The organism is Ruegeria sp. G7, assembly GCF_056535465.1.
Genome location: NZ_JBQFIL010000001.1, coordinates 2,228,667 through 2,246,932 on the forward strand (window position 1 = coordinate 2,228,667; position 18,266 = coordinate 2,246,932).

15 protein-coding genes and 1 pseudogene are annotated in these 18,266 nt (G+C 57.1%); all 16 read left to right on the forward strand.

Annotated features, from left to right (window positions below; genetic code table 11):
* Positions 1-15: 15 nt before the first annotated feature.
* The 16 genes and pseudogenes from ACR3EN_RS11195 (at position 16) to ACR3EN_RS11270 (ending at position 17,933) form a co-directional block, all read left to right on the forward strand.
* A complete protein-coding gene (locus tag ACR3EN_RS11195) occupies positions 16-1,410 on the forward strand; it encodes a site-specific DNA-methyltransferase (RefSeq protein ID WP_480822485.1) in 1,395 nt (464 codons plus the stop codon).
* Complete coding sequence (locus ACR3EN_RS11200) at positions 1,403-1,837, forward strand: DUF5681 domain-containing protein (RefSeq protein ID WP_480822483.1); 435 nt, start codon at positions 1,403-1,405, stop codon at positions 1,835-1,837. The genes ACR3EN_RS11195 and ACR3EN_RS11200 overlap by 8 nt, the downstream gene beginning before the upstream one ends.
* Positions 1,824-3,302 (forward strand): phage terminase large subunit, encoded by a 1,479-nt coding sequence (gene terL / locus ACR3EN_RS11205; RefSeq protein ID WP_480822481.1) that lies wholly within the window; start codon positions 1,824-1,826, stop codon positions 3,300-3,302. The genes ACR3EN_RS11200 and terL overlap by 14 nt, the downstream gene beginning before the upstream one ends.
* Positions 3,303-3,964: 662 nt before the next feature.
* Positions 3,965-5,248: a metal-dependent hydrolase family protein gene (locus tag ACR3EN_RS11210; protein WP_480870563.1), complete on the forward strand. Its 1,284-nt coding sequence runs from the start codon at positions 3,965-3,967 to the stop codon at positions 5,246-5,248.
* Between the two features lie 25 nt (positions 5,249-5,273).
* Positions 5,274-6,404 carry a substrate-binding domain-containing protein gene (locus ACR3EN_RS11215; protein ID WP_480870560.1) on the forward strand — a complete coding sequence of 377 codons (1,131 nt, stop codon included), beginning with the start codon at positions 5,274-5,276 and terminating at the stop codon, positions 6,402-6,404.
* 61 nt (positions 6,405-6,465) lie between these two features.
* Positions 6,466-7,983 carry a sugar ABC transporter ATP-binding protein gene (locus ACR3EN_RS11220; protein WP_480870557.1) on the forward strand — a complete coding sequence of 506 codons (1,518 nt, stop codon included), beginning with the start codon at positions 6,466-6,468 and terminating at the stop codon, positions 7,981-7,983.
* Positions 7,980-8,924, forward strand: coding sequence for an ABC transporter permease (locus ACR3EN_RS11225; protein WP_480870555.1), 945 nt, complete (start codon positions 7,980-7,982; stop codon positions 8,922-8,924). The genes ACR3EN_RS11220 and ACR3EN_RS11225 overlap by 4 nt, the downstream gene beginning before the upstream one ends.
* Positions 8,921-9,892 (forward strand): ABC transporter permease, encoded by a 972-nt coding sequence (locus tag ACR3EN_RS11230; RefSeq protein ID WP_480870553.1) that lies wholly within the window; start codon positions 8,921-8,923, stop codon positions 9,890-9,892. Before ACR3EN_RS11225 ends, ACR3EN_RS11230 begins: the two co-directional genes overlap by 4 nt.
* A gap of 14 nt (positions 9,893-9,906) precedes the next feature.
* Positions 9,907-11,256 (forward strand): substrate-binding domain-containing protein, encoded by a 1,350-nt coding sequence (locus ACR3EN_RS11235; RefSeq protein WP_480870551.1) that lies wholly within the window; start codon positions 9,907-9,909, stop codon positions 11,254-11,256.
* Positions 11,253-11,876: a helix-turn-helix domain-containing protein gene (locus ACR3EN_RS11240; protein ID WP_480870548.1), complete on the forward strand. Its 624-nt coding sequence runs from the start codon at positions 11,253-11,255 to the stop codon at positions 11,874-11,876. Before ACR3EN_RS11235 ends, ACR3EN_RS11240 begins: the two co-directional genes overlap by 4 nt.
* Before the next feature lie 2 nt (positions 11,877-11,878).
* On the forward strand, positions 11,879-12,661 hold the full coding sequence (locus tag ACR3EN_RS11245; RefSeq protein WP_480870545.1) for an alpha/beta hydrolase: 783 nt from the start codon (positions 11,879-11,881) through the stop codon (positions 12,659-12,661).
* Positions 12,658-13,806 carry a fumarylacetoacetate hydrolase family protein gene (locus ACR3EN_RS11250; RefSeq protein ID WP_480870542.1) on the forward strand — a complete coding sequence of 383 codons (1,149 nt, stop codon included), beginning with the start codon at positions 12,658-12,660 and terminating at the stop codon, positions 13,804-13,806. The genes ACR3EN_RS11245 and ACR3EN_RS11250 overlap by 4 nt, the downstream gene beginning before the upstream one ends.
* A 10-nt stretch (positions 13,807-13,816) precedes the next feature.
* Positions 13,817-15,313, forward strand: coding sequence for an aldehyde dehydrogenase (NADP(+)) (locus tag ACR3EN_RS11255; protein WP_480870541.1), 1,497 nt, complete (start codon positions 13,817-13,819; stop codon positions 15,311-15,313).
* A gap of 239 nt (positions 15,314-15,552) precedes the next feature.
* Positions 15,553-16,259, forward strand: a pseudogene (locus ACR3EN_RS11260) (IS6 family transposase).
* Between the two features lie 27 nt (positions 16,260-16,286).
* Positions 16,287-16,943, forward strand: coding sequence for a 3'-5' exonuclease (locus ACR3EN_RS11265; protein WP_480870538.1), 657 nt, complete (start codon positions 16,287-16,289; stop codon positions 16,941-16,943).
* A gap of 90 nt (positions 16,944-17,033) precedes the next feature.
* A complete protein-coding gene (locus tag ACR3EN_RS11270) occupies positions 17,034-17,933 on the forward strand; it encodes a histone deacetylase family protein (RefSeq protein ID WP_480870535.1) in 900 nt (299 codons plus the stop codon).
* Positions 17,934-18,266: the final 333 nt, after the last annotated feature.

Here is an 18,266-nt window from a genome sequence, read left to right on the forward strand (position 1 = left end):
TGGAAGGAGGCGGCAATGTCTGTCAAGAAAACCCACAGTGACGTGCAGGCGTCCAACACGCCGATCTGGATGGCGGACAAAGTCATCCAATCCCAGATCAGCCAGATCAAGCCTTACGCCAACAACAACCGCGTGCACGCGGCCAAGAACATCGACAAACTGAAAGCGTCGGTCGCACAGTTTGGCTTTGTCACTCCGATCCTTTTGGATGCTGCCGGTACTATTATCGCGGGTCATGGCCGCTATGAAGCCGCCAAGGTTCTGGGACTGACGTCCGTGCCGACTGTTGTCGCGGATCACTTGTCAGACGCAGAAGTGCGCGCTCTGCGGATCGCGGATAACAAGCTGGCGGAATTGTCCGACTGGAACGAAGCGGCACTGCAGATCGAGTTTGCTGATCTGATGGATCTCAGCCTTGATGGCGAGCTCGACTTTGATCTGGATATCACCGGGTTCGAGACACCGGAGATCGACATCATCATCGACGGCGCGGACGACGCCACAGAGACTGAAACGGAAACAGTTAAGACGCCGGACCCCGCGACGCCTGCAATAACCCAGCCGGGCGACCTCTGGGTTCTCGGAGATCACCGCATCTTTTGCGGAGACGCCTTGCAAGCCCAAAGCTACGACGCCTTGCTGGATGGCGAGACCCCGCAGATGGTTTTTACCGATCCGCCTTACAACGTGCCGGTCAATGGGCATGTCCGCTGTGGCACCCGCGGCGATCATCGCGAGTTTGCCATGGCATCCGGAGAAATGTCGGACGGCGAATTCCGTGGCTTTCTCTCAGAGGTGATCAAACGGTTGTTTGACTGTCTCCCGGACGGAGGCATCGCGATGATCTGCATGGACTGGCGTCACATCGAGGAGTTGATCGCCGCCGGTAAGACCGTCAGCTTTGATCTCATCAACTTCTGCGTCTGGAACAAGACCAATGGCGGGATGGGCAGCCTTTACCGGTCCAAGCACGAGCTGGTTTGCATATTTAAGAAGCCGGGTGCGCCGCATATCAACAATGTCGAATTGGGCAAACACGGGCGCAACCGGACCAATGTCTGGGATTATGCCGGTGTGAATAGTTTTGGGGCAGGGCGCGAAGTGGATCTCGCGGATCATCCCACGGTGAAACCGACAGCTTTGGTGGCGGATGCTATCCTGGATGTGAGCCACCGCGGTGATGTTGTGCTGGATGCCTTTGGCGGCTCTGGCGCGACATTGCTGGCGGCAGAGAAAACCGGGCGCCAGTCGCGGCTTATTGAGCTTGATCCGGCCTATGTCGATGTCGCCATCTGCCGTTGGCAGAAGATGACCGGTAAGAGCGCCGTGCACGCGGTGACCGGCCAGACGTTCGATGTGCATTCTGGGGCAGCCGATGCCCCCTCAGAGCAGGAGGTGGGCCATGTCTGAAGATACGAAGGATTACGTGGTCGGCTACGGCAAACCGCCCAAAGCAACCCAGTTTAAGAAAGGCCGATCCGGAAATCCGAAAGGACGACCGAAAGGTGCCAAAGGCGTGAATGCCAGTCTGAAACGCGAGCTGGAAACCAAGATTACTGTCCGTGAAGGCAGCCGGGAGGTTCGGATTTCCAAGGCCGAGGCAATTGCCAAGCGGGTCGCGGCCAGCGCGTTGAAAGGGGATGTGAAAATGCTGATGGCGCTGCTCAAGCTCGATGCCGATCTGTTCGGCGAGGCGGATGCTCGCAGTGAGCAGGCAGGCGTTGTTTTGGACGGGCCTGAAGAGATCGATTATGAGATCCTCCAAGACTACTTTTCCGGCCAACTGGACGGTGACAATAGTCCTGAGGATGGGGGGGCGGAAGATGACGGCTCCTGATCCCAAAATGGTCCGGCAAGCCGCGCGCGAGGTTTGCCGGGACAATTTCTTTCCTTTTGTGTGGCGCGTATTTGACACGCTGCACCAGGGGACGGACCGCAGCTTTGATCCGGCCTGGCATGTTCGGGCCATGTGTCACGAATTGCACAATGTGCGTCTCGGTGAGAACAAGCGGCTGATCATCAACATCCCGCCCCGGTGCCTGAAATCAGTCACCGTGGCCATTGCCTATGTCGCCTATCTCCTCGGGCACTCACCGAGCGCAAAGATAATCGTTGCCAGCTACGGGTTGGATCTTGCGCGCAAACATTCCGAGGATTGTCGCCGGGTGATGTCCGCACGCTGGTATCGGGACATGTTCCCGGAAACCCGACTGGCCAAAAAGGGCAACACCTCGGAAGAAATCCGCACAACACAAGGAGGCAGCCGTAAGGCTGTCTCCATCGGCAGTTCTGTGACTGGACATGGTGCTGATTACATCATCATCGATGACCTGTTGAAAGCCGGAGATGCGGGCTCCGAGGCCGAACTGATCAAAGCACAGGAATTCATTGAGGGGACCTTGCTGTCGCGTTTTGACAACCCGTCCGAAGGGCGCGTTGTCATGGTTGCACAGCGGTTGCACGAGATGGATCCGCCGGGCTACCTGCTTGAACGTGGAACCTATCGGCATCTGAACCTGCCTGCCATCGCTGAAGAGCATGAGGTGGTTCCTCTTGGGCATGGAAAGATCATGCGCCGCAAACCTGGGGATCTGCTGTGCCCGTCGCGTCTGGATCAGGATACGCTGGATACCAAGCGTCGCGAAATGGGCGCAGCGGTGTTCAATTGCCAGTATCAGCAGAACCCGATTGCACCGGATGGATCGCCTCTGCGCTGGGAATGGTTTGGCACCTACGAGACCGTCGAGGACCGGCGCTGGTTCCAACTGGTTGTTCAGAGCTGGGATACGGGCATGTCTGCGGATCCCCGGTCTGACTTCTCTGTCTGCACAACCTGGGGCTTCCGCGAAAACGCGTGGTTCCTGCTCGACGTCTGGCGCGGGCAGGTCGACTACCCGGACCTGAAAGCCAAGGCGCTGCAGCTTGTCAGCCGTTGGGATCCCGATCGCGTTCTGATCGAAGATGCGGCCTCGGGCAAGCCGCTTCTGGACGAGTTGTTTCGTGATGACCGTCGACGTTATGAGCGCATTAGACCTGACAAGGACAAGGAGACCCGGTTCCAGTCCGCGTGCGGTCCAGTCGAAGAGGGCAAGGTGTACCTGCCTGCCGACGCGCCCTGGCTGGCGGTGTTCAAACGCGAGATGCAGTCCTTTCCGCGCGGACGCAACGACGATCAGGTCGACAGCTTCTCTCAGTTCTTGAACTGGTCCAAAGGACTTGGATTCTACCGGGCACTGGGTCGTGATCACCAGATCAATGTCGAACGTCGTGAACGCAATCGCGAGCGGATCAGACGGCGGTAGAACAGAAAACAAAGTTCCAGGCCAAAAGGCGGCCTTGAACTGCCCGACGAAACCTTGGTTTTTGGAAGTGGGGCGGGAAGCGGTCATTCGCCGCGATCGCCAATAGTAATGGCAACAGCGTCGAAGCAGACGTTCGTGGGAAAAGTGCTCGACCAGCTGAAAGCGAAGTGCCGACTGTTCGAAAGCACACAACTGTCAGGGCGGGAACTATTCACGCGCGACATTCGCAAGTCTGGTAGCGGCGCACCCGCAAAGCAGTCACCCGACGCGTTCATGATAGTGGTATTTCAAACTCTCCAGATCGTTCAATCAAGATTGCAAACTGTCGGTGACGAGGCAGAGTTTCAAATGAGCATTGGAGCTCGGAATCTCGCCTTTCTGAATACCCCAAAGTACTGAAACGGCTGTGTTTTGTGAAAGGTTTTCTGCCCGATGCAACATGACCCGCGCGTTGTGATAAACGCGGCGTTTAGGCGCTCCTTCCGAGCGTCAACTTGAATATCACCTTTTCCCAGTTTTCGGATGTGGAATAGTTAGCCCTTATTTTGGGATAGTCTAATATATGGTATTGTATCAGCTCTTTGGCTCTAATAAATGATATAGATTTGATGCAGATTTTCCTCGACCGCAACGTTTGAGTTCCAGCGGGCAGGGAGGAAAACATGTCACAAATCACTATTAAAGGGGCGCAGATTTGGGATGGCGTATCGGAAACACGCTACCCCGGAACGGTCACGATTACAGGAAACAAGATTACTGCAGTTACCAAAGGCGAAGACACTTCGGTGGATGTTTCAGGTGAGGTGATTGACGGCACGGGCCACACTCTGATGCCGGGCATGGTCGAAGGTCACTGCCATCCCAGCTTTACGGGCGTTGGCGAGCCATGGGAGCTTGGTCAGCTTTGTCCCGAACAGCATATGCTGCTGACCGCTCAAAATCTGCGTCTTCTTCTAAGTCATGGGTTCACGTCTATCTTTGAGGCAGCCTCGGCCAAGCCGATGTTGGGTGTGACGGCGCGGGATGCAATCAATGAAGGGATGTTGGACGGTCCCCGTATGCGAGCCTCAAGCCCCGAGATCACGACGACCGCGGGCTTGGGAGATGAGCGCAAGCGCCACATCTATCAGGAAAGCTTCGGTTTGGTTGCAGACGGTCCCATTGAGATGCGCCGAGTTGCGCGGGAATGCGTGCGCGACAATGTCGACAACATGAAAATCAATATTTCCGGCGATGAGTTCGTCTCGTTCGCGCGGGCTGAAATCACGCCTCTAGAAGATGATGAACTGGCCGCCTTCATGGCCGTGGCCCGGAAATATGGCAAAACAGTTGCGGCCCACGCTCGGTCATCAGAATCCGTAAAGATGGCTGTGCGCCATGGAGTCGATTGCATCTATCACTGCGATTTCGCCGATGAGGAAGCGCTCGACATGCTCGAGGAAGCAAAGGATCGCGTTATATTGGGTCCAGCCTTTGGTCTTGTACATAACGCAACCCGCGAGGGTGATGCTGTCGGCCTCACCAAAGAAGTGGCAGAACAGATGAACTTGTTCCGCAAGTTCGATGCCACTTGTGCCACTTATCAAGAAATTCGCAAACGTGGGCTGCGCGTGGCAGTCGGCGGGGACTATGGCTTTGCGATCACTCCGATGGGGCAGAACGCCCGTGATCTCGAACATTTCGTTCGTTATTTCGGCTACTCGCCCATCGAGGCGCTGTGCTGCGCCACCACAGTGGGCGCGCAGTTGATGCAAATGGAAGATCAGATCGGTCAGGTCAAGGAAGGCTTTTTGGCTGACCTGCTTCTGGTCAAGGGCGATGTCACGCAGGATGTCAGTCTGGTTCAGCATCAGGACAATCTGTCGATGATTATGAAGGACGGGGTGATGTTCAAAGACCCCCGGATCGGCATCAATGCAGGCGGTTTGATCCGCGCTGCCGAATAAAATCAATACGTTAGGGAGGAAACGCATGCGTATTTTGAAAACCGCGGCAGCCGCCGTGACTCTGGGGCTGTTTGCCGGATCGGCGATGGCGGAGGGATATCAAGGGGTGCCGCGCACCTTTCTGTGGAACCCGGGCGCGTCGGAAATCTATGACGCCGCCGAGTATAAAAAAGAGGGCCCGTATACGATCGGTTTCTCAAATGCCTCGATCTCGAATCCATGGCGCGTGGCAATGCTCCACGGCATCGAAGCGGCAGCCGAGCGCAACGCCGACAAGCTGAGCCGCTTTATCATCACTGATGCCAATGACGACCCCAGTAAACAGGCTGCTGATGTGCAGGACCTGATTGCGCAAGGCGTTGACATCCTGTTGATCTCACCTGCTACGGCCGAGGCGATGGATCCGGTTATTCGCCGCGCCAAACGTCAGGGCATTCCGGTGGTTTTGGTTGACCGCTCGGTCCCGTCGGACGAGAATTTCATCAGCTTTGTCACCGCGTCAGATCAGGCTCTGGGTCGGATTTCGGCCCAATGGTTGGCTGAAAAACTGGAAGGCAAAGGCAAGGTCGTGATGCTGGGCGGGCTCGCCGGAGCCTCCCCCGCCGAGGCACGTATTCAAGCTGCAATGGAAGTGTTCAACCAATTCCCGGAGCTTGAGGTTCTTGAGACCCAATACACCAGCTGGTCGCCCGCCAACGGCAAGACGATCATGTCCGCGCTGATCCAGAAATATGGTGACGAGATTTCGGGCGTCTGGGCAGACTCGGGTCTACAAGGTTCGGGCTCGATCGAAGCTTTCTTGGCGGCCGGTTACGAGGCGGGCACCATACCACCGCATACCGGTGGTGACTTCAACGCGATGTATCAGCTGTCAGTTAACAACGATGTCCCGATGATAGGGATCGATTATCCGCCAGCCATGGGCGCGCGGGCCTTTGAAGTTCTGTTTGACGTGCTCGACGGTAAGGGCATCCCGAAGCGGATCGAGGTGAACCAGCAGGTTGTGGTGTCTGAAGGGCACGAAACCCCATCGGTGCAGGCGGACGTGTTCGTTGCGGACTATGCGCTGATGGATAAGCCGGGCTCGGTCATCATGTCTTCGGGCGTTGGGACCGACTACGATCCGGCCACCTTCTCGGCGGTCTATCCCAAGTAAACGGGATCAACACAGGCTGGGGCGGCACCGCATCGCCCCGCCACCACGGGAGGAAAGAACAATGGCACAGCCATATCTGGCCGCGCGCGGCCTCAGCAAATCATTTGGCCCCAATGAAGTGCTCAAGGGGATCGAGTTCGAAGTCCATGGCCATCATTCCGTCGCGCTGTGCGGTGAGAACGGAGCCGGGAAATCGACCCTGATCAAGCTGCTGACCGGGCTCTACACGCCGACCGGTGGACATGTGGAGTTCGAAGGCAAGGAAGCGGGTTGGTCCGATCCGCGTCAGAGCCTCGCTGCCGGGATTGCCGTTGTGCATCAGGAATTTTCGGTTTTGGGTGCCTTGTCGATTGCCGAGAATATCTATCTCGGGGCCGAGCCGCGCACTAAAATGGGCCTAATCGACCGAAAAGCTTTGAAACGCGATGCCCAGGCACTGCTGGACGATCTGGGGATTTCTCTAAACCCAGACGATCTTGTTGAAACCCTGTCGGTTGCCGACAAGCAAATGGTCGAGATTGCCAAAGCGCTGCGGGTCGAAACCAAAGTGTTGATCCTGGACGAACCAACAGCTGTGCTAAGTCAGAACGAAACCAAGCACCTATTCCGCATTATCAATGACCTGCGGGAACGGGGTATGGGCCTTGTCTATGTCTCACACCGGCTGGATGAAATTTTCGAGATTTGCACCGACATCACGGTGATCAAAGACGGGGTCGTGACCTCGAAAGGGCCGACTACGGATTACACCCATGACAGTGTGATTGCTGCCATGGTTGGGCGCGAGCTTGGTGACCTCTTCCCGCACAAGGCCGCGAACCCGACGGCGGGTGAGAAGGTGCTGGAGGTGGAGAACCTTGTGGTAGCTCCGCACCTTCCGCCCGCCAATCTGGACGTTCACTCGGGTGAGATCGTTGGGCTGGCGGGTCTGGTTGGCTCGGGCCGGACGGAACTGGCGCTGGCGCTCTTTGGGGCAGCCCAGTCAACCGGAAATGTCACTCTGATGGGAGAGCCGATGCCCCATCGTGATCCAGCAGGTTGCATCGAGGCAGGTATCCTTATGCTAACGGAATCCCGCAAGGATGACGGGTTGTTCCTGAACTCTTCGGTTGCGCGCAACTTTGCCGCGACGACACCGGGATTCGGCGTGCATCACAACTCCATTCCTCCGGGGTATGAAGAGCGCCGCGCTGCTGTATTGAAAGAGCGGCGTGGTGTGGTGGTTGATCACGTGGGCCTTCCGATCTCGGCCTTGTCGGGCGGCAACCAGCAAAAGGTTCTGATCGCTAGGCTGCTTGAGAACCGGCCCAAGCTGTTGATCCTGGACGAGCCAACACGCGGCGTCGACGTCGGCGCGAAATCCGAGATCTACAAGACACTACGCGAACTCGCTGATGAGGGCATGGCATTATTGGTCATCTCGTCTGAGTTGATTGAAATCGTCGGGCTTTGTGACCGCGTGCATGTTATGCGCGACGGTGAACTGGCCAAAGAACTGGTCGGGCATGAGATCTCAGAAGAGGCCATCATCACCGTTGCCGCCGCCGAAACCTCAACCCATCATGGAGTAGCGGCATGAGCACGATCGCACGCGCCACGCGCGCGCAACCCGTTCATCTAGTCGTTGTTGCCCTGATTGCCATCGTCTTTGTGATTGGCATCTCGGCCTCGGACCGCTTCGCAACCTCGCTCAACATGGCCAACGTTCAGGACCAAATGGTGGCCCTTGCGATTGTCGCCCTTGCACAAACCATTGTGATACTATCTGGCGGCATCGACCTCAGCTATGCCGGGGCGCTGAGTTTCCTCTGCGTGGTGTTCGCAGCCATAGCCGGCGACACAACAGGGACCTTGTTGTTGGCTGCTGCTACAGTGGTTGCACTGGGCATTCTCATCGGGATGATCAACGGAGGCATCACGGCTTATGTCGGTGTGCACCCCCTGATTACTACGCTCGGTACCTCGACAATTCTTGCAGGTGTTGCGCTGTTGATCACCCGGCAGCCGTCGGGCTCGGTCCCTTTGTTCTTCGAGGACTTTACCTACGGCCGCTTGGGCGTGATGCCCTACGGCATGCTGTTTGTCATCGCGCTGTATCTGCTGATCGGTTTCATGCTGTGGCGCACGACGTTTGGTACCCGCATCTACGCCATCGGCGACAATGAAGCCGCTGCAGCCGTCTCTGGCCTGCCGGTTAAACAGACCAAAGTTGCGATCTACGCTCTGTCTGGGCTGCTCTGCGCCGTGGCCGCGATGTATATGACCGGGCGTTTTGGCGTCGGTGACCCGCGCGCGGGCGTCGGGTTCGATCTGCGCTCGATCACACCGGTGATTGTCGGCGGGACGTTGTTGGCTGGAGGCAAAGGCGGCGTTCTGGGAACGGCGCTGGCGGTGATCCTGCTGGCGTTCTTGGCTAATGTTCTGAACTTCATGAACATCTCCAGCTACTACCAGTGGATTGCCGAAGGTCTGATCATCATCGCCGCCGTTTCATTCTTTGCAGGAAAGAGCAAGTCATGACCGCGACCGCCACCAACCCTGATAAAGTTAAACCAAACCGTGCAACTGTTCGCGCGACCCAAAGGCGAGAGTTGCTGATTCTGCTGGGTTTCCTTGCGGTGATCTGGGCCGTGACAACAGCGCTGTCGCCCCGCTTCCTGACACCCGCGAACCTGAAGGACATCCTGATTCAAGCCGCTCCACTGGGCTTTGTGGTGATCGGTCAGATGATCGTCATCATCGTCAGGGGACTCGACCTGTCGGTCGCATCGATCATGGCAACGGTTGCCGTGCTATCGACCTCACTTATCGACTCGACCCCTTTGATCTTCATCATAGGCCTGCTTTTGGGCGCGTTCATAGGTGCGATCAACGGCTACCTTGTGGCCTATCGTAAGGTGACTCCTTTTCTCGCCACGCTCGCAACGATGATCGTGTTGCAGGGCATTCGCTTTGCATACACCAAGGGTGCACCAGGAGGCACATTGCCGGAGACATTCCGCTGGCTCGCCACAGGTGACATCCTTGGTATACCCGTGGCGTTGATCGCCTTGGCTATCGTGGGCTTCGGAATGCACTGGCTGTTGGAACGCACCGTCTTTGGCCGCCGCCTGAAACTCTACGGAGACAGCCCAGAAGCCGCCTATATGACCGGCTCGCCGACGCGGTTTCTGGTTGTCATGGCTTTTGTCATCTCGGGCGTTTTGGCCGCCATCGCAGGGCTGTTTCTGGTAGGCTATGTCGGCATTGTCGACAACTGGACCGGGCGTGGGTACGAGCTGGACAGTATCGCCGCAGCTGTGATTGGAGGCGCTGCGCTTTCGGGTGGCAAAGGCTCGGTACCGGGCGTCTTGATGGCGGCGCTGATCCTTGTGTCTCTGTTCAACATCGTTGTGATACTTGGTCTGTCCATCGAGTTGCAGTTGGTGATCAAGGGCACGCTGATTATTCTCGCCGCGGCCGTTTATATGAAACGGTCGCAGAGCTGAACGGGAAGGAGCCCATGTCCCAGGATCACAAATCAAACGTGCAGCGCATTGCATCGATCCTAAAAGGGTTCGACGCCTGTAATACGCCGCGCCGCACGCATGACATCCTAGAAGATCTGGGCGTTGCCCGCTCTACCGGTTTTGGTCTGCTACGCGCGATGGCGGCAGCGGGTTGGCTCGAACGTTTCGACCATGGGTTTCTGCGCCTGGGACCAAAAGCCCGGCAGATGATCTTTACCGCACTTGAGGCCCCTGAACCTATGGAAGACAGGAAGCTGTCTGCGCGGCTGGGCGTTCAAGGATCAGAAACACAGAGCAACGTTCCTGATCTGGAGTGGGACCCAGCGCTGGTGCGGACTGTCGACGCCAGTCGATATCAACGTACAGCCCCGTACCGCATCGGTTTTTCCAACGCATCGACAAGCAATGCGTGGCGTCGCGCCATGCTGCAAAGCCTGTTTTACGCGGAACGGATTGCGCATTCCCAGATCGAAGCTCTGATTGTGTTGGATGCCAAGGATGACCCGGCTTTGCAGCTTGCCCAGATAGATGAAATCATTGCGCAGGGCATAGATCTGCTGCTTATCTCGATAACGTCGGTCAATGATACAAAACTCAGCGACCGTCTATCAGAGCTGGCTGCTGAGGGCCTGCCGATTGTAGCCATAGACCGGCGGCCGAATGACCGGTCTTCGCTTGTCTCATTTGTCACGGCATCAGACAGCCGGATTGGACGCATCAGCGCCCAGTGGATGGCAGAGACACTGACGGGACAGGGTCGGGTCTGGATGCTCAGTGGGCTTGATGGGGCCAGCCCTGCCCTGAGGCGACAACAGGCCGCGCTGGCGGTGTTATCTGAATTCCCAGGCATCAGGGTTGAAAATGTCAGCTACACCGACTGGACCGAAGCAGGCGGCTATAGCGCAATCGACAAAGTGCTGGCCGAGGCACGCCGGCCCCCGGACGGGATCTGGTGTGACAGTGGTCTGCAAGGGGTTGGCTCGGTCCGACGGTTTCTGGATGCCGGTTTGGACATACCAGCACATACCGGCGGTGACCTGAACGAGATGTACAAATTGTGCTTGCTCCACAAAGTTCCTATGGCCGCGTTGGACTACCCAGCCAGCATGGGCGCCCGAGCGCTGGGGCTAGCACTGGATATTCTTGACGGCAACACAGTGCCACAGCGCGTCGAAGAGCCCGTGCAGATCGTGTTGCCACGCGGATTGGAAACCGCCTCGGTCAAGGCTGACAGCTGGGCCGAACTGCATGTTGCCTGGGATTTGCCGGATGATGCAATCCTCTCGCAAGGCCCCGCCTTGCGTCGAGACAAACGATCCATCGAAGGGAGTGCCACGGGATGACCCATTCTGCCTATGCCCGCGCAGTCGACGTTTTTGAAGCCCTCATGATAGCTCCGGGGCGAGATGCTTATGCCTCTCCGGCTGGGTTGATCCGAGCAGCGGGGGTACCCGCCAGCAGCGGCTATCGTCATACCGCCACGCTTGAGGCCGAGGGGATGCTGCGCCGAGACGCACTGGGCAATTACCTGCCCGGCATGTCCGCCATTCGGGTTGGTCTACAGGGATTTGGCATTGGCAGGATGGCTCCGCTGGTGCAACCTGTTCTTTTGCAATTGCGCCAGAACACCCAACTCACATCCTTTGTTGCTGTCGCACAGGATATGGAGTTGCGCATGGGGCCACACACGGTTGGGCGTGAGACGCGCGGTATTCCGGTGCAGGCGTCTTATAGCTTCGAAGCCATCCCAGACCTTGTGATCGGCGATGTTTCAAAGTTGGGTTTACGCTGGTTTGAAGGTTCGGTCGCCCGCCGCACAAGTGTTGCTGTGATCCCCGTTGAAAGCTCGACCAGCAGCATTGCGCTGATCGGAATGATTCCGAGTGCGACACGCGGTGCCAGCGATATGCATATTCGTGCTTTGGAGCAGGCATACGGGCAGATCAAAGAACAAGAGAGCTGATCATGCAGGCTTACTGGGACCGTCAGTTCAAGTTCTCCGAGATAATTCCTGACTTTGCCGATGCGCTGGATCGTATGAAGCAGGAAAGTGACGCCGTCGCCGAACAGTTGCGGTTTTCACGCGCGAACTATGGCGATCATCCGCGGCAATGGGTGGAGTGGGTCGAAGGCACTGGCCCTCAAACAGTGTTGCCGGTGATCATCCACGGCGGCTATTGGCGAGCGCTGCAGGCGGAAACCCATCGCTTCATGATGCCGGGGTTTCTGCCGATCGGTACGGTCGTTGCCAACATAGAATACCGGCTGATGCCCGAGGTTCGGCTGGCAGGCGTGGTGGCGGACGTCAAGTCGGCCCTGCGAACACTGGCGGAGGCCTTTCCCGCATCGCGGTTCGTTTTGGTCGGCCATTCCGCCGGGGCGCATCTTGCCCTGTCCGCCCTGAGCGATGTCATGTTGGCGGATCGGACACTCGGGGTTCTGTCGATCAGTGGTTTGTATGATCTGACTCCATTACGTCTGTCCTTTCTGCAATCGGAATTGGGTCTGACTCTGGATGAAGTGACGGCTTTTTCCTTGTCACCAAACGGAACCCGCCCATCCGTTCTCTACATCAACGGCAGCGCAGAAACGCCCGAGTACCTGCGGGGCGGTGCGCTGATGTCGCAAGCCGAAAACGCCTATTGGCACGTGATTGACGGGGCGGACCACATGTCGTTGACCTGGGCCATTTGCGATCAGGCTGACACCCTTATGTCCAAACTCTATTCTCTGGGAAACACCAAATGACACTGAACTTACCCGACACCGGAACATTCGTGGGCCGTATATGGCTGCCTCAAGTGCAAGGTCCAGCGCTGGTAGTGCGGCGGGACGACCACTTGATCGACTTCACCTCTTCAGACCTACCGACTATGCAGGAGTTGTTGGAATTGGACGACCCGGCTGCGGTCGCGCAAACCTTAGATGGCAAAAACATTGGCAGTATTGAGGAGGTCGCCGCCAATTCAACCGAGGCACCGGACTCATCCAAGCCTTATTTTTTGGCGCCCTCTGACCTGCAACCGATCAAAGCCTGCGGTGTGACCTTCGTGTCGTCGATGCTGGAACGCGTGATCGAAGAGAAAGCCAAGGGCGACCCGGCCAAAGCCGAGGCCATCCGCGCCCGCTGCACGGAGATTTTGGGCGACAGCTTGCGCGCCGTGGAACCTGGGTCAGACAAAGCGATGGCCCTGAAGGACGCCCTGATCGCTGAAGGTGTCTGGTCGCAGTACCTCGAGGTCGGCATCGGACCAGACGCGGAGGTCTTCACAAAATCGCAGGCCCTGTCGGCAGTGGGCTACGGCGCAAGCATCGGGTTGCATCCGGTCTCGACATGGAACAATCCGGAACCCGAGGTTGTTCTTGCCGTGGACAGCGCGGGAAGTATCAAGGGTGCTACCCTTGGCAATGACGTGAACCTGCGCGACGTCGAGGGGCGCTCTGCACTGTTGTTAGGCAAAGCCAAAGACAACAACGCCTCATGCGCTCTTGGACCGATGCTGAGGCTTTTCGATGACGGCTTTGATCTTGATGATGTCCGGCAAACCGAACTGACGCTGCGGGTTACTGGTGAAGAAGGTTTCGACCTGCACGGTTCCAGTTCTATGGCGGAAATCAGTCGTGATCCGGAAGACCTTGTCGGACAGGCGCGTGGCGCGCATCACCAATATCCGGATGGGTTTTTCCTGATGCTGGGGACTCTGTTTTCGCCCACGCAGGACCGGGATACACCCGGCGGCGGGTTTACCCATAAAATGGGCGATCTGGTCGAAATATCGAACCCCGCACTCGGGCGGTTGGCTAACACTGTGCGGCTCTCCACCGAATGCCCGCCCTGGGTCTTTGGCACCAGCGCACTGATGAAAAACCTTGCCGCCCGCAAACTGATCTGAGGACTTTTTCATGAACGGACACAGCTTAATTGCCGGAGAATGGTTGGCAGGCGAAGGCAGCTTTCAATCCAGCCCAGCGACCGGCGATGCAAAAACCTATTCGGCAGGCACCGCGGTACTGGTCGAGCAGGCCTGTGCGGCTGCCGAGGCGGCCTTTTGGTCCTTTGGTTATTCAACGCGCGAAGAACGCGCGGTGTTTCTGGACCGCATTGCCGATGAGATCGAAAAGCGCGGGTCAGTGATCACCGAAATCGGCTGCTCTGAAACCGGTCTACCTGCCGCTCGGCTTGAAGGTGAGCGCGGCCGAACCACGGGACAATTGCGCCTGTTCGCCGACCACATCCGCGATGGTGCGTATCTGGATTATCGTCACGACGCTGCCTTGCCGGATCGCCAGCCCTTGCCACGCCCGGATCTGAAAATGCTGCAACGCCCGATCGGTCCGGTGGCCGTTTTTGGTGCATCGAACTTTCCCTTGGCCTTTTCAACCGCTGGCGGTGATAGCGCAGCTGCTCTGGCGGCAGGGTGTCCTGTAGTAGTCAAAGGCCACCCTGCGCATCCGGGCACGGGCGAGATCGTGGCCGAAGCCATCGACGCAGCCCGACAGTCTCTCGATTTGCATCCGGGGGTGTTCAGCTTTGTGCAGGACGGCGGCGTCGCGGTCGGTGGAGCGTTGGTCCAGAACCCGTTCATCAAAGCGGTCGGTTTCACAGGGTCTTTGCGCGGTGGCCGTGCCTTGTTCGACCTATGCGCAGCGCGTGAAGAGCCTATTCCGTTTTTTGGTGAGCTGGGATCGGTCAACCCTATGTTCCTGTTGCCCGAAGCGCTTAAGTCACGCGGTCCCGAAATCGCAAAAGGTTGGGCCGCGTCCTTGACCATGGGGGCGGGTCAGTTTTGTACCAATCCCGGAATTGCCATTGTGCCTGAAGGATCGTACGCCGAGGTATTCATTGCCAAGGCTGCCGCAGCGCTGCAGGATACGGCCCCGCAAACCATGCTGACAGATGGCATTGCCCAAGCGTTTTGCGAGGGTCGTGATCGTATCGCTTCTGCGCCCGAAGTTACGACGGTGATTTCTGGAACAACAACGAACCGCGACGCAGGTGCCTTTCTTTACAGGGTTTCGGCCGACGCTTTTGAAGCCAACCCGGTCTTGTCGCATGAGGTCTTCGGACCCTTAGGAGTTGTGGTCGTTGCCAAAAGTATCAATGCTTTCGCCCCTATCGCATGTGCGCTTGAAGGCCAGTTGACCGCGACTTTGCATATGGACTCCCAAGACACCGAGTATGCGGCTCAATTAGTGCCGATATTGGAACGCAAAGCCGGACGTGTTTTGTTCAATGGGTTTCCGACTGGAGTCGAAGTCGCCGACAGTATGGTGCATGGCGGTCCCTATCCGGCGTCGACCAATTTCGGGGCAACCAGTGTGGGGACACTCTCGATCCGTCGTTTCTTGCGACCCGTTTGCTATCAGAACGTACCTGATGAGATTAACCTTGGAATCTGATGCCTTGCGGGTAAACGGTCGGCAGGTCGTTCTTGCCAAAACCTTCTACCCTGCTGATGGAGTCGGGCGGCCGACAAAATAAGGTTAAATGTAGTCAAACGCCCATTCATTTTAGCCTTGTTCTCCGCGGTACCACAGAACTTTGTCGGTTTCAGACTCACCGTGGTTCCAACGCCGCTTGAGGTTTTGTAAGAGTAACATTGCTTAAGGCGGGCAGGGCGGTTGCGTAGTATTTGTCCATGAGCAGACCTGCCTCTTTCAAATACTCTAAAACCAGCCCCGAGATAATCCGCCTTGCGGTGATGTTATACATCCGCTTCCCGCTCTCGCTTCGAAATGTCGAAGATTTGTTGCACGAGCGAGGCATCGACGTGAGCCACGAAACCGTCCGATATTGGTGGAACAGGTTTGGCCCGATGTTTGCTGCTGAGATCAGACGGAAGCGTGTTCAGCAACTGCGCGCATTCTCCAAATGGAAGCAGCACGTGGACGAGGTTTCGTGAAGGTGAATGGCAGACGCCACTATCTCTGGCGTGCAGCCTATCACGATGGCGAGGTGCCTGAGGCCGTCTTAACGCAGCGTCGAAACAAGGCTGCAGCACTGAAATTCCTCAGGAAATTGATGAAGCGACACGGTAAAGCGGAATACGTCGTCACGGATCGCTTCGCGTCGTATCGGGTCGCTATGAGAGAGCTTGTTGCTACCGAAAAACAGCAGACAGGCAGGTGGCTCAATAACCGCGTTGAGAATTCGCACTTGCCGTTTCGACGAAGAGAACGAGCCATGCTGCGTTTCAGGCGTATGCGAAGTTTGCAGAAATTCGCCTCCGTCCATTCCTCCGTCTACAACCACTTCAACCAGAAAAGATCGCTGAGCAGCAGAGAAACTTTCAAGCTGACACGCACCGCCGCTCTTGCTGAGTGGCGTCAACTTTGTTCCGGATAGGTTCACGGTTTCGGCAGCAAACTGAGAATGGTTCGAATTCGTCTAACAGCACCGTTGACGGCGCATCGCGCGAAAGGCCTCGAATTTGACGATGTCGTGATCCTGGATGGTGGTTGGGAACGGCCCTCGCGAAACGAAGTTCAGGACGCGCCGAGGCGTTTGTTCTATGTCGCCATGACACGTGCGCGGCGCAATTTGATCGTCATGAGTAACGACAATCACGAATACCTTCCCACCGAGTCACCTTCCGTCGTCAAGCGGCACGTGGTGCCCGACTTGGCGACAGTCCCTGGCCCGCGCCGGTTCGTTCAATCGCCAGAAATGAAGATGGTCGACCTGTCATTTGCAGGGCGCCAAAGCGATCGGCACATTGTTCATGACGCGATCGCTGAAGCGCAGGTCGGCGCGCCAATCAAGCTCGCCAGTGTTGGAGATCGCTTGCAGATCGAGGATATTCAAGGGCGGGTCCTCGGGCGGATGGCAAAAGCATTTACGCCCCCGAGTTGCACGAAGCTTGTCACCGGCGAGATCGCAGCCATCATAAATTGGCGTAAGAAAGATGCCGATGAGCGTTTTCATCACCTGATGAAACGCGCCAGTTGGGAAGTCGTTGTGCCTGAACTGGTGTTCGAAGAGGACAAGAGAGCTGAACGGGTTTTCGGAAAGCACCAGAACGGCAAGTAACGCCGTGAGCAATCTGCGGCTGACGTTGCCGATCTGTTAAGAGGTCGGCTATGTTCTGGCGCGTTACCTGAGTTCCTCTTCACCCAAGTCATGAGATTTTACGCGCCTCACAGATATTCCCTTACACTGCCTTCCGAACACCGCTTTCCGAAGGGTAAGTACCAAATGCTCCGCAAGCTGCTGCTCGAAGACAATATTCTTCAGACGTCGCAGCTGGTGGAGTCTGTGCCAGCCAGTGATGAAGCCATACTGCGCGCGCACGCCGCCGGTTTTGTCGCGCAGTTTGAAAGCGGAGAACTGGAAGAAAAGGCCATGAAACGGATTGGCTTTCCGTGGAGCCCAGAACTCGTGATACGGGTTCGCGCCACGGCGGGTGGCGCAATAGCGGCTGCTGAAACAGCTCATGAGTACGGTCTCTCAGGGCAGCTCGCTGGCGGTACGCACCATGCTCATCCCACGTTTGGCTCTGGCTATTGCATCTACAACGATCAGGCCGCCGCGGCGCTCCACCTGCTTGCGACTGGCAAGGCCGAAAGGGTCGCAATCATCGATCTCGATGTCCATCAGGGCGATGGCAGCGCGGCAATCTTTGCTGACAATCCATCGGTTTTCGTCTTTTCGATGCACGGCGAAAAGAACTTCCCGTTCCGCAAGTTTCCGTCAGATCTCGATGTTGCGCTGCCGGATGGCACCGGCGACGCGAATTACCTGCGCGCCTTAAACGACCACTTGCCGGCTGTGTTCGAATTTCGCCCGGATCTCGTCCTATACCAGGCCGGCGTTGATCCGCTTGCCGCTGACCGTCTAGGGCGGCTGGCGCTAACCCATAATGGGCTCATCCAGCGCGATCGGGCGCTGCTGCATGCATGCAAAGGCCGCGGCATCCCGGTCTCAATGGCGATCGGCGGCGGCTACGCCGACCCCATTGAGGCTTCCGTCAAGGCCTATGCCAATACCTATCGGGTCGCCAAGCAACTTCACCGGTTTTGATGACTGTCACAATCTGGGTGATCCGCCATTCTCACTGTATTTCGATGGTCCGCTCTGAACCCATTGCTCCGTTTCTGGTTTGTGCCCTAACGGCAGAAAACCGAGCGGAGCCTTATCAGTGGATTACGCAATCATTTAAGAACATCGACTACCGCCCTTAGTCTCCCCAATCGATCGGAGCGATGCAGTATTTTGCATTTCAATGGATGTGATTGGGGTGATGTAAGGAAAAGCGAACGACAAGGAGTTGGCTGACGGCTTTGCCCAGCAAATCTCGGACCCGGTGGACAGCTTGCTGGGTTCGGCAAATCAGACAGGTGCAGAACCCAGATG